Genomic DNA, 13,644 nt, shown 5'->3' with positions numbered 1-13,644 from the left:
GCCCGGTGAATCCGCTATCTCAGTGGAGCCGGTGACCCGTTCGGTGCCGGTGACTCGGTGGAGCCGGTGAAGTCTGCGACGTCGATGACGTCGATGACGTCGTGACTACGCGCAGGACGGGAAGAACTGCGACCAGCCGTCGGCGGGCATGGCCGGCGGCTCGGCCCAGGTGCCGGACTCGCCGTACTTCCCGTTGGCCACGCCGTCGTAGTCGCCGAGACCGCCGCCCGGCTGCGAGAGGCGCGCCTCGCGGTCCATCATGCCGTCACCGATGTTGTTGAGCACCGCGAGGTCGGGGGTGTCGTCGTCGTTGTAGCGCGCGACGCTCAGCTCCCGGACCTCGCCGTGGTCGCCGATGTCGGAGTGCACGGCGTCGGGCGAGGTGAGGTCGATGCGGTTGAGCGGACCCGGGCGGTACTCGGCGAGGGCGGCCGTGGACGGGTCGTCACCGCCGGAGGGCTCGACGATGTTGAGCACCATGTCGAGCTTGCCGTCGTTGTCGAAGTCGGCGATTGCGGCGGCCGCGTCCTCCGCCCGCCCCGCACCGACCAGGTCCCGCACGGTGTGTTTCTCACCGAACGAGCCGTCCTTGTTGCCCCACTCGACGGTCATCTCGGTGCCGGTGTGGCCCGGGTTGGTGATCCGGTCCGCGCGGCCGTCGCCGTCCAGGTCGCCCACCAGCGTGGTCGAGTCGGCCAGGCACGCGGCCGAAGCCGTGGTGCGGGCGGAATCCTCCCCAGCGCCCTGGGCCACGGGGTTGACGGCGCTGGCGTAACCGGCCCCGGCCAGCGTCAGGGCGGCGGCCGCCAGCGGCAGAGCGATCCAACGTGAGCGTGTACGACGCATTTTCCAGCTCCCAATCTGTCGTTACCGCAAGATGTGATGCCGGACGGCGTGCGCGAGTTCACGGCCGGTTCGCCGTGTGACGAGACGGTGACATTCGCGTGCGGGGCCGCCCCTACTCGCCGCAGGGCGCGGCCAGTTGCCCTTCACAGGGGTGTGTGGCGCGCGCCGCTCTCTATGCTGAGCGGAGAAGCCGGCCGGAAGAGGTGGCGCGATGGACCAGGGTGGGGACAGCGCGGAGACCGTGGCGTTCGGACAGCGCGTCCGGGTGCTGCGAGTGCGCCGGGGGATGAGCCGCGAGGTGCTGGCAGGACTGGTGGGCCGGTCCGCGAGCTGGGTGAAGCAGATCGAGGGCGGACGTTTGCAGATGCCGAAGCTGCCCATGGTGCTGCGGCTCGCTGAAGTGCTCCGGGTGGGCGACCTGGCGGAGCTGACGGGCGAACACACCATGCCGGTGGCCCTGTTCACCGGTCCTGGACACCGTCGGCTGCCGCAGGTGCGCGCAGCGATCGACGCGTTCCCCTTCGACGCCCGCAGCCGTGAGGCGCCGGCGGTCACGCAGGTGCGAGCCCGGCTCACCGAGGCGTGGGCCGCGCGGCATGCGGCGGCCCACCACCGCGATGTGCTGGGCGCGCTGCTGCCGGCGCTCGTCGAGGACGCCCAACTGGCCGTGCATCAGGCCCTCACGGCGCCACGGCGCCGGGAGGCCCACGCCGTGCTGGCCGAGACGTACGCCCTCAGCCAGTTCTTCCTGGCGTACCAGCCCGACTCCGCCCTGCTGTGGCGGACCGTCGAACGCGGTCTGGTGGCGGCGCAGGAGTCGGAGGATCCGCACGCCATCGGCGTCGCCGCCTGGCTCGCAGCCCAGGCCCACCGGGACAGCGGGCACTCGCACTTCGACGCCGCCGACGCCGTCACCGAGGCCACCCTCCGCCATCTGGAGCCGTTGCTGCCCGACGCCGATGCCGATGTGCGCGCCATCGCGGGCGCCCTGCGCTTCGAGGCCGGGTACACGGCGGCCCGGCGCGGTGAGACGGGCAGCGCCTGGCGCCACTGGGACGCCGCACGCGCCACCGCGCAGCGGTTGCCGACCGGATACTTCCACCCGGTGACGTCGTTCTCCCGCGCCGTCATGGGCGCCCACGCGGTGACCGTCGCCGTCGAGCTGCACGCGGGCGCGGAAGGCTCCCGCCAGGCGGCGGCCGCCGACACCGCCGCGTTGCCGTCCCGGCCGCGCCGGGCCCGGCACCACATCGAACGTGCCCGCGCCTATCAGCTCGACGGCCGCCCGGAGGAGTCCGTCACCGCCTTGGCACAGGCCTACGAGACCGCGCCGGAGACGATCCGCTACAACGGCCACGCCCGCCGCATCCTCCTGGAGGAGTCGGCTCACAGGAGCCCCGAACGCCGCCGACGCGCCGCCCGGCTGGCCACCAGGATCGGCGTCATGTCGTCGTGACGAGCGGACACAAACTGTGTCCGTTCCTGTGGCCGCTTTGGAGGAGGCCCGCGGCACGTTGGACGAGCCCGCCGCCGGGTCCCTCGCGTTGCGGCTGGCTCTGGAGGCCGCGGCCCAGGCCCTCACAGAGGTGCTCCGCGTCGCGGAGAGCCGGGTGCGGCGGGCGGGCTGAGGGGCGAGTGGCGGGCTCAGCGCTGGGAGTCGGCCCCGTCACGCGAGGGTTCGGCGTCGGGTGACGGCTCCGCTTCCTGCGAGGGCTCGCCGTCGCGGGGCAGCTCGGTCTCCCGGGACGGCCCGGCGTCCCGGGTCAGTTCGGCCGGGTCCGCGTTGGACCCGCACAGCACGACGGCGACCCGCTCCCCGGCCGCGGGCACGTACGGCGCGTGCGCGTTGCCGCATCCCGCGACGCCGGCGACCCCCGCGACGGCGGTGCCCGCGGCGTTCTCCACCGCGAGCCTGTAGTGCTCCCACAGCCCGTGGCGCGCGGCGACGACCGCGTCGTCACCGACGAGGACGGACCGCACGTAGCGGTGGCCCGCGGCGGCCAGCGCCATGGGGGTGGCGCGGCGGGCGCCGAGGGAGTCGGCGGCGACGGAGTCGACCTCCACGTCGACGACGCGGCCCGCCTCCAGTGCGGCGTTCAGGGCGCGGCAGCGCTCCGGCTCGACGGCCACGACCCTGATTCCGTGGTGCTGGGCCGCGGCGGCGACCCCGGCGAACAGGCCGCCGCCGCCCACGGCGACCACCACCGTGTCGATCAGCGGGACCTGGGCGCGGATCTCCTCGACCATCGTGCCCGCGCCCGCCGCGATCAGCGGATGGTCGTAGGCGTGGGAGGGCAGCGCGCCGGTGTCGGCGGCGAACGCCTCGCACGCCGCGGCCGCTTCCGCGTACTCGGCGCCCGCGAGGCGGACGTCGGCGCCGTACGCGCGCAGGCGTTCGACCTTCGCTCGCGGCGCGGTCTCCGGAAGGAAGACGGTGGCGGGCACGCCCAGGCCGCGTGCCGCCCAGGCGCAGGCGAGCCCCGCGTTGCCGCCGGAGGCCAGGGTGACGCCCGCGTCGGGCAGCTCGCCCTGCTCGCGGTGCGCCAGCAGGAAGTTGAGCGCGCCGCGCGCCTTGAAGCTGCCGGTGTGCTGCATGAACTCCAGCGCGAAGTACAGCTCGGCGCCGCCCGTGTCGGGCCCGGCGCCCGGGGAGCCCGCGTCCGCACGCGCGACCGCGACTGGGCGCACGCGGTCGGCAACCCGATCAGCGGCGGTTTTGACATCCCCGTAGGAAAGGTGGTGCACGGCGCGACTCCTGGCGTGCTCGGACGTGAGCGGACAAACGTCTACGTTACGGCCTCACGCCGACTGCCCCGTCAACGCTGTGGACGGCTGTGGACGCGTCAGCCCCGGACGGAGCGGGAGTGGAGGCCGCGTCCGCGGACACCGCACCCGCGGACTCCCCTGTTCCGGTCGCCGCTCTCGCGGGCGCCTCGCCCTCGACCGGTCCCGCCGCGAGGGCCGCGGGCAGCGGTTCGGCGTGCACGACGGCGAGCCCGGAGACCGCCCGGGTCAGTGACACGTACAGCCGCCGCAGCCCGGTACGCACGTCGGGCTCGTCCGCGACGATCGCGGCCGGCTCGTCCAGCACGACGTAGTCGTACTCCAGGCCCTTGGCCAGCGTCGCCGGAACGAGGGTCAGCCGGGCGTCGGCGCTGGTCTCCTGACCGGGGGCCAGGAAGTCGAGCCCGGCGGTCTTCAGGGCGCCGGTCACGGCGGGCAGCCGCGACGCGGCCGCGATCAGCCCGACCGAACCCTCGCGCTCCAGCGCGGCCCGGCAGGCGTCCACCACCATCGGGGCGAGCGCGTCCCCGCCGTCGCCCGCCGCGGGCGCGCGACGCACCGAGAAGTCGCCAGGGGACTCCCGCACGGAGGTGGCGGGCGTCAGCGCGGGGGCGATCGAGGGCAGCAGGCGCGAGGCGTAGGCGATGACGTCCCGCGGCACCCGGAAGCCCTCGGTCAGCTCCTGAACGACGGCACCGGGCTTGCCCAGGTGCTCCAGCGCGGTCTCCCAGCTCTCGGTCGCCCACGGGGTGGTGCCCTGCGCCAGGTCCCCCAGGACGGTCGCCGAACCGGTCGAACAGCGCCGCCCCACCGCCCGGTACTGCATCGCGGAGAGGTCCTGGGCCTCGTCCAGCACGACGTGGCCGAGGGACGGGGTGCGCTGCACCAGGTCGGCGGCCTCGTCGACCAGGACGACGTCCGCCGCGGACCACATGGCGCTCTTGACGCCCCGCGCCGGCTTCTTCCACAGGATGGCGCGCTGTTCGTCCTCGCTCAGCACGCCCTCGGCCTGCTCCGCGAGGAAGTCCGGGTCCGACAGCAGCCGCAGCACCAGCTTCGCCGGGTCGACGGCGGGCCACACCTCCTTGACGACCGCCTTGACCGCCGCGTTCCGCGCCACCGCGTCCTGGACCCGGTCGTCGGGTGCCTCCCCGGCCTGCTCCATGCGCAGCAGCACCGCGTGCGCGATCCGCTGCGGCAGCGCGTCGCGCGCCGCGCCGTACCGCATGTCCCTGGCCAGCAGTTCGCGCACCACCTCCGCGATCTCGTGGGCCGGCACCCGCCACCTCCGCGAGCCGCGCACCACCACGCACGGCTCGCCCGGCAGCGGACGTACCCCGCACCGCACGGCCCGGCGCAGCACCTCGGCCATGCGCGCGTCGCCCTTGAGGCGGGCCGCCTCGGCACTGTCCACGCCGCGCACCGGCGTGGCGGGGCGTGCCACCAGGTCCTCGACGGTCGTTTGCCGCGCCTGGACCTCGCCCAGCGCGGGCAGCACCTGTTCGATGTACCTCAGGAAGGAGTCGTTGGGGCCGATGACGAGCGTGCCCGTACGGGTCAGCCGCTCGCGGTGCGCGTACAGCAGGTAGGCCACACGGTGCAGACCGACAGCCGTCTTGCCCGTTCCCGGCGCCCCCTGGACGCAGACGGTGCCCTCCAGCCCTGCGCGCACGATCTCGTCCTGCTCCGGCTGGATCGTGGCGACGATGTCGCGCATCGGCCCGACGCGGGGCCGTTCGATCTCCGCCTGGAGGAGCGCGCTGGGGCGTTCCGCCTCGCCCTGATCGCTCAGGTGCTCGTCCTCGTAGGCGGTCAGCTCGCCGCCCGTGTAGCCGAACCGGCGGCGCAGCGCCACGCCGTGCGGGGCCTTCTTGGAAGCGCGGTAGAACGGCTGCGAGACGGGGGCGCGCCAGTCGACGACCATGGGGTCTCCGTCGGCGTCGTGGACGTGCCGACGGCCGATGTAGAACGAGTGCCCCGAGGTGTCCGACGGCTCGGACGGCTCCGCTGTGTCCGTCGGCTCCGCTGTGCCTGACGGCTCCGCTGTGCCCGACGGCTCCGCTGTGCGGTAGTCGAGGCGGCCGAAGAACAGCGGTGCGTGGGCCAGGTCGGCGAGGGAGGCGATGCGGGCCTCGATACCGGAGGCGAGCACCTCGGCGTTGACCCAGTTCGCGGCCACGTCCCGGATGTCGAGCGCCTCCGCGTCCGTCCGCATGGCGCGCAGGGCGGCCCGGGAGTCGGACAGGTGGGCACGTTCGCGGGCGAGGGGATCACCCTCGGCACCGGGTGCGCCGGGTTCAACGTGGAACGGTTCGGGAACGGGCGGGACGGTCACCGGGTTGCCTCCGGGCGGACACGGGCACGCGTGCGGACAGGCCGCGGCCGCAGCGGAGCGGCTTACCGGTGTGCGGGCGCGCGGCCGTACGGCGTCACAGCGTGCGGACGTACAGGTCTGTGGTCGAGCCCGGCCGGTTTCCGTGCGGCGGGCGCCTCAGAGCCGAGAACCGGCGCGAGGGGGGCAAGTGCGCGATTGTAGCCACGCCGAACGGGTACGGCGAACGCTTTTCGCCCCGGGGGGTGCGGGGCGGAGACGGCGTGGAGAGGGCGCGGGGGAGGGCGCGCGGGCGTTGCCCGTACGGTGCCGCTTCCGTCTCCCGCCGGGGACTCGATTAGGGTCGGCCCGGCGGCAACCGACGGCACCGGATCCCGTCGCCGCACGCCCCACGCCGCACGGACGGTGTTCTGTGCGGGCGGTGTTCCGTGCGGACGGGTGACCGCGTGGAACGGGTCTTCCGTGCGGGACGGGTGATCCGTGCGGGACGGGTGATCCGTGCCAGACGGTGATCCGGGTGGGCCCCACGGGCCGGCTGCCGGGCACGAGCACGCACGAGTGACGAGGAGTCGGCACGGGTGACTGGCAGCGGCGCCGTGAGACCCCGTCCCCGTCCCCGTTCCCGCTCCCGTCCCCCGCGACTGCCGTACCCGTCCCTGACCACCGCGCTCCTCCTGCTGGCCGCCTCGCTCGGCGTGTTCGCCGCGCTCGCCGCGGTCCAGGGCCTGCCCATGGACGACATCCGCGTCTACCGGGCGGAGGGCGCCGCCGTCTGGCACGGCACCGACCTGTACGGCTTCACCGTCACCGAGTGGGATCTGCCCGCGACCTACCCGCCCTTCGCCGCACTGCTGTTCGTCCCGGTGGCGCTCGTCCCGCTGTCCGTCGCGAAGGGCGCGTTCGTGGCGGGCAACGTGGCACTGCTCGCCTGGCTGATCACCCTCTCGCTCCGCGCCGCCTGTCCGGACGGGTGCCGGGCCGCCCGTCCGGACGGGGTCTCGGGCTCGTCCGGGACCGCGGCCGGGACGGCGGCCGGGACCGCGGTCGGGGCGGCGCCGGTGGCCGCGCCCCTGCCCGCCGTCGTCTGCTTCACCGCGGCAGCGCTGTGGCTCGAACCCGTCTTCCAGACGGTGGCCTTCGGGCAGATCAACCTGCTGCTGGCCTGCGTCGTGCTGTGGGACTTGGGGCGGCCCGACGGGGCACGCGCCAAGGGCTTCGCCCTCGGCCTCGCCGCGGGCGTCAAACTGACGCCCGCGCTCTTCGCCGTCCACCTGCTGCTGACCGGCCGGCGCAGGGCGGCGTGCTGGGCCGCCGCCGGATTCGCGGCGAGCGTCGGCGTGGGAGCGTGCGCGCTGCCGGGCGCGAGCGTGGAGTTCTGGACGCGCAGGATGTTCGAGACGGCGCGGGTCGGGAAGGCGTGGATCGTCGACAACCAGTCCCTCCAGGGGCTGGCCGCCCGCCTGCTGCACGAAACCGAGCCGGGAGGGCTGTGGCTGGCGCCCACGCTGGTGCTGGCCGTCGCAGGCATGTGGCTGGCGCGACGGGTGACCGTGCGGCGCGGAACGGGAGCCGGCGGTGAGCCGCCGGAGCCCGGTAGGCCGCCGGGGTCCAGCCGACCCGGTGCGGCCGGGGAGCGGGGGGAGTTGTGGGGGATCGTGGTGACCGCGCTGGTCGCGCTGCTCGTCTCGCCCATCAGCTGGTCCCACCACTGGGTGTGGTGCGTGCCGCTGCTGGCGGCGCTGGCCACCACGGGAAGCGGCGCCGCCCCCCTCGCCGAGCGGGGCCGCCCAGCCGAACGGGTCGGCCCAGCCGAGCGGGTCGGTTCTGCCGAACGGGTCGGCTCCGCCGAGCCCGGTGGCTCCTCCGGGCTCGGCGTCCCGTGGCCGCGGGTGGCCCTCGGGTGCGTGGCCGTCGTCTTCACGGCCCGCACCCTGTGGCTCGTCCCCAGGGAAGGCGACCTGGACCTGCGGCTCGACTGGTGGCAGCAGCCGCTCGCCTCGCCGTACCCGCTGCTGGCGCTGGCGCTGCTGGGCGTGGCGGCCGGGTACGTGTCGGCGGAGCACCGCCCGGCGGCGCTGACACCGCGCGTTCCCCCGGCAAGAATCGACGGGGACGGGCACGCGAGGGACGACCGGACGGCCCCTCCCGCCGCCGACGGGCGGAAGGGCGGCCGACGACCAGAGTGCGAAGAGGCCCGAGGAGGCCGGTGTGCGAAGCACGATGCAGGACATTCCGCTGACCGTGACCCGGCTCCTGGTGCACGGGGCGCTCGCGCACGGGACGTCCCGGATCACCACGTGGGCGGGGACGGCGGGCGGAGCTGAACCGGACCGCCGTACGTTCCTGGAGGCGGGCGTCCGCGCCATACAGCTGGCCGGGGCGCTGCACGACGAGTTCGGCGTCGAGCCCGGCGACCCGGTGGCCACCCTCATGGCCAACACGGCCGACCACATGGAGGCCTACCTCGCGGTGCCCTCCATGGGCGCGGTCCTCCACACTCTCGACCCGTGGCTGCCGGCCGACCAGCTGGTGGCGGCGGCCCGGCTCGGCGGGGCGCGGGTGCTGCTCACCGATCCGGCGGGGCTCGCCCCGCTCGCCTCCGTGCTGCCCCGCCTCACGCACCTGCGGCACGTGATCGTCGCGGGCGGCAGCGAGAGCGCCGCCGTCGTCCCCGGCACCGCCTACAGCGCCGAGGTCCACGACTACGAGCTGCTGATCGACGACCGCCGCAAGCGCTACGACTGGCCCGAGATCGACGAACGCGACGCCGCGGTCCTGTGCCACACCACCTCGGCGGATGCCGCCCCCCGCGGCGTCGCCTACAGCCACCGCGCGCTCTACCTGCACGCCCTCCAGGCGCAGACCCCGCAGGCGTACGGCATCGGGGTGAGCGACCTCGTCCTGCCCGTCGTGCCGATGTCGCGCATGCTCGCCTGGGGCCTGCCCTACGCGGCCTTCGCGGGCGGCGCCTCACTGCTGCTGCCCGGCCTCTACGACCAGCCGGCGCCGCTGGCGGAGATGTCCGAGCGGGAGCGGCCCACGCTGGCCGTCGCCGACCCCGCCACCTGGGACGGTCTGCTGGAGGAGCTCGCGACGCGCCCCCGCGACCTGTCCTCGCTGCGGGAGGCCGTGGTCGTGGGCGGTCCGGGAGAGGACCCAGGCGGGCCGCTGCTGGCCCAGGAGCTGGGCTGGCGGCACGGCATCAGCACCGCGGCGGCCTGGGGCGCGCCCGAGACGCTGTCCCCGGCGTGCGTGGCGCGGACCGAGGGCGGCGGGGCCGACGAGGCGGGCCGCTACCGCTTTCCCGCCTCCGTCGAGTACGGCGTCCTGGGCCCCGACCAGGCGCCGCTGCCCTGGGACGGCGAGTCCCAGGGCGAGCTGCTGCTGCGCGGCCCGTGGATCACCGCTTCGTACGTCGAGGACACCGGGCGTCCGGCGCCGCTGCACGAGGGCTGGCTGCGCACCGGGGAGACGGCGACGATCAGCCCGGACGGCCGGGTCGCCATGCAACCCCCGAAAGAGGCGTCACCGGAGGGACGGTAGCCCTCCGGGACGGGCGGCACGGGGCGGCCGGTGCCCGCCCGGGCCCGGGCGGTGCGGGGCGGCCGCGGCCGGCGGGCCCCCGATGGAGTTGAGGATCAGACCTCGTCGGGGTCGGGGTTCCTGGGGCTGCCGCCCTGCTGCCGCGGCGACTCGCTCAGCAGGTCGACGGAGTCCACGATCCGGTAGGCGTAGCCCTGCTCGGCCAGGAAGCGCTGGCGGTGCGCTGCGAAGTCCTGGTCGATGGTGTCGCGCGCGACGACGGAGTAGAAGCGCGCCTCGTGCCCGTCCGCCTTGGGGCGCAGCACGCGGCCCAGCCGCTGGGCCTCCTCCTGGCGGGAGCCGAACGTGCCGGAGACCTGGATGGCGACGGTGGCCTCGGGCAGGTCGACGGAGAAGTTGGCGACCTTGGAGACGACCAGGCAGGTCAGCTCGCCGGTGCGGAAGGCGTCGAACAGCTTCTCGCGCTGCGCGTTGCTGGTGTCGCCCTTGATGACGGGCGCGTCCAGGTGCTCGCCCAGTTCGTCGAGCTGGTCGATGTACTGGCCGATCACCAGCGTCTGCTCGCCCGCGTGGCGGCGCACCAGCGCCTCGGTGACCTTCCGCTTGCTGTCGGTGGTGGCGCAGAAGCGGTACTTCTCCTCCTGCTCGGCCGTGGCGTACGCCAGCCGCTCGGAGTCGGTGAGCGAGACACGGACCTCCACGCAGTCGGCGGGGGCGATGTAGCCCTGGTTCTCGATCTCCTTCCACGGGGCGTCGAACCGCTTGGGGCCGATCAGGGAGAACACGTCCGACTCGCGCCCGTCCTCCCGCACCAGCGTGGCGGTCAGCCCGAGGCGGCGGCGAGCCTGGAGGTCGGCGGTGAACTTGAAGACCGGCGCGGGCAGCAGGTGCACCTCGTCGTAGACGATCAGGCCCCAGTCGCGGGAGTCGAACAGCTCCAGGTGCGGGTAGACGCCCTTCCGCTTGGTGGTGATCACCTGGTAGGTGGCGATGGTGACGGGGCGGATCTCCTTCCTCGTCCCGCTGTACTCGCCGATCTCCTCCTCCGTCAGCGAGGTGCGGCGCACCAGCTCGGACTTCCACTGGCGGGCCGAGACGGTGTTGGTGACCAGGATCAGCGTCGTCGCCTGCGCCTTGGCCATCGCACCGGCGCCGACCAGCGTCTTGCCCGCCCCGCACGGCAGCACGACGACACCCGAGCCGCCGTGCCAGAACCCCTCGACGGCCTGCTGCTGGTAGGGCCGCAGCGACCAGCCCCCGCCCTCGGGGCCCGCGCCCTCGTCCAGGTCGATCCGGTGCGCCTCGCCGTCCACGTACCCGGCCAGGTCCTCGGCCGGCCAGCCCAGCTTCAGCAGCACCTGCTTGATCTGGCCGCGCTCGGAGGGGTGCACGACCACGGTGTCCGGATCGACCCGCTCCCCCACCAGCGGCTGGATCTTCTTCGAGCGCAGCACCTCCTCCAGCACGGGACGGTCGCTGGTCACCAGCACCAGCCCGTGCGTGGGGTGCTTGTTGAGGGAGAGCCGCCCGTAGCGGGCCATCGTCTCGGCGATGTCCACGAGCAGCGCGTGCGGCACCGGATACCGCGCGTACTCCACCAGCGCGTCCACGACCTGCTCCGCGTCGTGCCCGGCGGCCCGCGCGTTCCACAGGCCCAGCGGCGTCACCCGGTAGGTGTGGATGTGCTCAGGCGCCCGCTCCAGCTCCGCGAACGGCGCGATGGCCCGCCGGCAGGCGTCGGCCTGCTCGTGATCGACTTCGAGGAGGAGGGTCTTGTCCGACTGGACGATCAGGGGGCCGCCGTTCACGCGTCACCTTCCGACGTTCGGATGAGTTCCCGACAGGGACCAAACCTCCAGTGTGCCGCACCGGCGCGGATGAGGGCGCGGGTGTGACCCACGCCGCTTACCCCAACGGGGCACGGCCGCTCGGCACGGTGGGTACTCCCTCGCGGTCGAGCGTGCCGCGTGCGAACTCCTGCGGAACTCCGGTCACGGGCACCGCACGCACCCGACCCCGGGACGGTCCGCCCTGTCCGGGACGGCCCGCCCTGTCCGGGTCCGGGCGGGCCTTGTTCAGAGGCGCAAGGGGGCGGCTGAACAACTCCGGCGGTGCTGTCCTCGACTCAGTGATGCGGCCGGCGAGCAGGTCGCCGAGCGCGGAGGCGCGACGGTCACGGGCGGGCCGGGGCATGTCCCGGCGACGTCCCCCGGCGTCACCGCGCCCCCACGACACGAGGACGGTGCTGCGCCCATGACCCGTGGCGACGGGATGGCGCGCACCTCCCCAGCCTGAGGAGGCGCCCCGATGTATCTGCGGAAAGTTCCGGATTCCGGCTCCCCCGGTGAACCCCCGCACGCGCCGGAGCGCTCCGGCCCGCCTGCGGAAGGTGCGGCACAGGCCTGTCTGGTGATGGTCAAGGACTACCAGCTCGCCCACTCCGTCGCCGCGGGGATGCGGTCGCGGCTGGCCGAGACGGGCAGCGACGTGCCCGTGCTGCTGGCGCCGATGTACGGGAACGAGTACGCCGCGCCCGGGGCCGCCTGGCGGCTGCGTACCTGGTGGGACGGGCAGGGCACCGGTGTGGAGCTGCCCGCCGCCACGTTACTGGCCGTCGGTGTCGACAACGGGGAACTGACCGGTCTCGGCAGGGCCGCGTACGTGGCGGTACCGCCGGGGCCCAGGCGCGGACGCCCACCAGCGCGCGGTCGGGTGATCGAGATCCCGGCGGCGACGATCGGCGAACTGATCGACGTCGTCGGCTCGCGCCTGGCCGACGCCGGTGCGGGCGCCGGTGCCGGTGCCGCGGTCGGTGGGCGCGGTGCGCTGCCGGACGGTGTGCGCTCGATGGACTCGCTGCGACAGCCGGGCCGGCACACGACATCTCTGTGGGGCAGCCAACTGGTACGCACCGCAGGCACTTTGGGGATCGGCGCCTGGCTGTTCTCGCTGTTCATGCAGCCGGCCCAGGCTCAGGCCCTGGACCAGCAGGCGCAGCAGCACACGAGCCGGACGACGGCGCGGCAGTCGGCTACGCCCGCCGGAACGGAGGGCGAGCCGGAGCCGGTTTCGGTGCCGGAACCCAAACCGAAGCCGGAGCCCGGTGCGGACCGGGAAGTCCCTGCGGGCGCGGCACAGCCCGCCAAGGGCGAAGCCCCGCCCGAGGGGCCGAAGGTCAACCACCGCGCGAACGAGCCCGCCCCCCGCGGCCCCGCATGGAGCTGGAACGAGCTGGGCGGGCACTTCGTCGACGGCGCAAGGACCGCCGGCAGTCTGGGTGGGGTGGGAGGCCCCCGGGCTGGCGTGGCCGCTGGTATGGCAGGCGGCCTGTGGAACACCGTCCTGTACCTGCACGAGCGCTCCCATACCCCCGAGGCGAAACTGCTGCTGCAAGGGGCGGCGGAGCCGGGCCCCAGGGCGAAGCCGGATCCATCGAAGGACCCCGAAAACCCGGCGTTCCAACCCACGCGAGGCGAGGTCTCCGCGGGCGTCGCCAAACCACCGGACGACAAGACCAAGGACGTATCGCACCTGTATCTCGGCGAAGCCGGAACACCCCTCAACGACTTCACCACGAACGCCGGCGTCGGGACCCAGTTCGGCCTTTGGTACACGGGCAAGAAGCCGTGGCTCAAGCTGCTGACTCGGGGCGGAGGTCTCGCTGGAGGCCTGGGTGTGTGGGCGAACAGCCGCCCTCCGACTGTGGTGCCGGGGCACGCGAGCCCTGCCCCGGACCCGGCCCCAGCCCCCGACCCCGGAGTCCCGCCGGCTCCTGTGCCCGCCCCGGCACCCGACCCCGGAACCCCACCGGCGCCGGCGCCGGCTCCGGCTCCCGCCCCGGGCCCGGCCCCGGCACCCGGCCTCGAAAACCCACCGGCTCCTCCTCTGCCCGCTCCCGGCCTCGGGATCCAGCCATACCCCGTCCCTGCTCCGGCCCCCGCCCCTGCTCCGGACGCCGAGCGCGCGGCCCCGCCGGGGAACTGGGGTGTAGGTACGGGCGCGGACGCGGGGGCGATCGCAGGTGCGCCGGCCCCCACACCGGCTCCTGGACCCGAGCCCGCTCCCATGCCGGAACCGCCCCCCGCGCCCGCACCCACTGCGGAACCGCTACCCGCTCCGGCCCCGGCGCCCGCTCCGGC

9 protein-coding genes are annotated in these 13,644 nt (G+C 74.4%); 4 read left to right on the top strand and 5 right to left on the bottom strand.

Annotated features, from left to right (window positions below):
- Nucleotides 1-105 precede the first annotated feature (105 nt).
- On the bottom strand, nucleotides 106-846 hold the full coding sequence (locus MMF93_RS14860; protein ID WP_242751752.1) for an FG-GAP-like repeat-containing protein: 741 nt from the start codon (nucleotides 844-846) through the stop codon (nucleotides 106-108).
- 211 nt (nucleotides 847-1,057) lie between these two features.
- Between MMF93_RS14860 and MMF93_RS14855 the strand changes: the two genes are divergently transcribed.
- The gene (locus MMF93_RS14855; protein ID WP_242751751.1) at nucleotides 1,058-2,302 is read left to right on the top strand and encodes a helix-turn-helix domain-containing protein; all 1,245 of its coding nucleotides are present in this window, start codon (nucleotides 1,058-1,060) and stop codon (nucleotides 2,300-2,302) included.
- Nucleotides 2,303-2,318: 16 nt separating this feature from the next.
- Entirely contained in the window at nucleotides 2,319-2,474 is a 156-nt protein-coding gene (locus MMF93_RS14850; protein ID WP_242751750.1) for a hypothetical protein, read from the top strand.
- A 16-nt stretch (nucleotides 2,475-2,490) separates the two neighbouring features.
- On the opposite strand, the gene MMF93_RS14845 is transcribed toward MMF93_RS14850, so the two are convergent.
- Both MMF93_RS14845 and MMF93_RS14840 read right to left on the bottom strand, forming a co-directional pair.
- On the bottom strand, nucleotides 2,491-3,591 hold the full coding sequence (locus MMF93_RS14845) for a serine/threonine dehydratase (RefSeq protein ID WP_242751749.1): 1,101 nt from the start codon (nucleotides 3,589-3,591) through the stop codon (nucleotides 2,491-2,493).
- A 46-nt stretch (nucleotides 3,592-3,637) separates the two neighbouring features.
- Entirely contained in the window at nucleotides 3,638-5,845 is a 2,208-nt protein-coding gene (locus MMF93_RS14840; RefSeq protein WP_423835605.1) for a HelD family protein, read from the bottom strand.
- 848 nt (nucleotides 5,846-6,693) lie between these two features.
- Between MMF93_RS14840 and MMF93_RS14835 the strand changes: the two genes are divergently transcribed.
- Nucleotides 6,694-8,286, top strand: a complete 1,593-nt coding sequence (locus MMF93_RS14835) for a glycosyltransferase 87 family protein (protein ID WP_423835604.1) — start codon at nucleotides 6,694-6,696, stop codon at nucleotides 8,284-8,286.
- Nucleotides 8,171-9,505, top strand: a complete 1,335-nt coding sequence (locus MMF93_RS14830; RefSeq protein WP_242751747.1) for an AMP-binding protein — start codon at nucleotides 8,171-8,173, stop codon at nucleotides 9,503-9,505. The genes MMF93_RS14835 and MMF93_RS14830 overlap by 116 nt, the downstream gene beginning before the upstream one ends.
- A gap of 95 nt (nucleotides 9,506-9,600) precedes the next feature.
- On the opposite strand, the gene MMF93_RS14825 is transcribed toward MMF93_RS14830, so the two are convergent.
- On the bottom strand, nucleotides 9,601-11,313 hold the full coding sequence (locus tag MMF93_RS14825; RefSeq protein ID WP_242751746.1) for a DNA repair helicase XPB: 1,713 nt from the start codon (nucleotides 11,311-11,313) through the stop codon (nucleotides 9,601-9,603).
- 615 nt (nucleotides 11,314-11,928) lie between these two features.
- Nucleotides 11,929-12,132 carry a hypothetical protein gene (locus MMF93_RS14820; RefSeq protein ID WP_242757893.1) on the bottom strand — a complete coding sequence of 68 codons (204 nt, stop codon included), beginning with the start codon at nucleotides 12,130-12,132 and terminating at the stop codon, nucleotides 11,929-11,931.
- Nucleotides 12,133-13,644: the final 1,512 nt, after the last annotated feature.

The organism is Streptomyces tubbatahanensis, assembly GCF_022699385.1.
Classification (GTDB): domain Bacteria; phylum Actinomycetota; class Actinomycetes; order Streptomycetales; family Streptomycetaceae; genus Streptomyces; species Streptomyces diacarni.
Note: the sequence above shows the minus strand (reverse complement) of the source record. Positions and strands in the feature narration are given on the sequence as shown.

Coding starts and splice junctions, on each gene's coding strand:
- MMF93_RS14860 (WP_242751752.1), bottom strand. CDS start 846: ATGCGTCGTACACGCTCACGTTGGATCGCTCTGCCGCTGGCGGCCGCC.
- MMF93_RS14855 (WP_242751751.1), top strand. CDS start 1,058: ATGGACCAGGGTGGGGACAGCGCGGAGACCGTGGCGTTCGGACAGCGC.
- MMF93_RS14840 (WP_423835605.1), bottom strand. CDS start 5,845: ATGCGGACGGACGCGGAGGCGCTCGACATCCGGGACGTGGCCGCGAAC.
- MMF93_RS14835 (WP_423835604.1), top strand. CDS start 6,694: ATGGACGACATCCGCGTCTACCGGGCGGAGGGCGCCGCCGTCTGGCAC.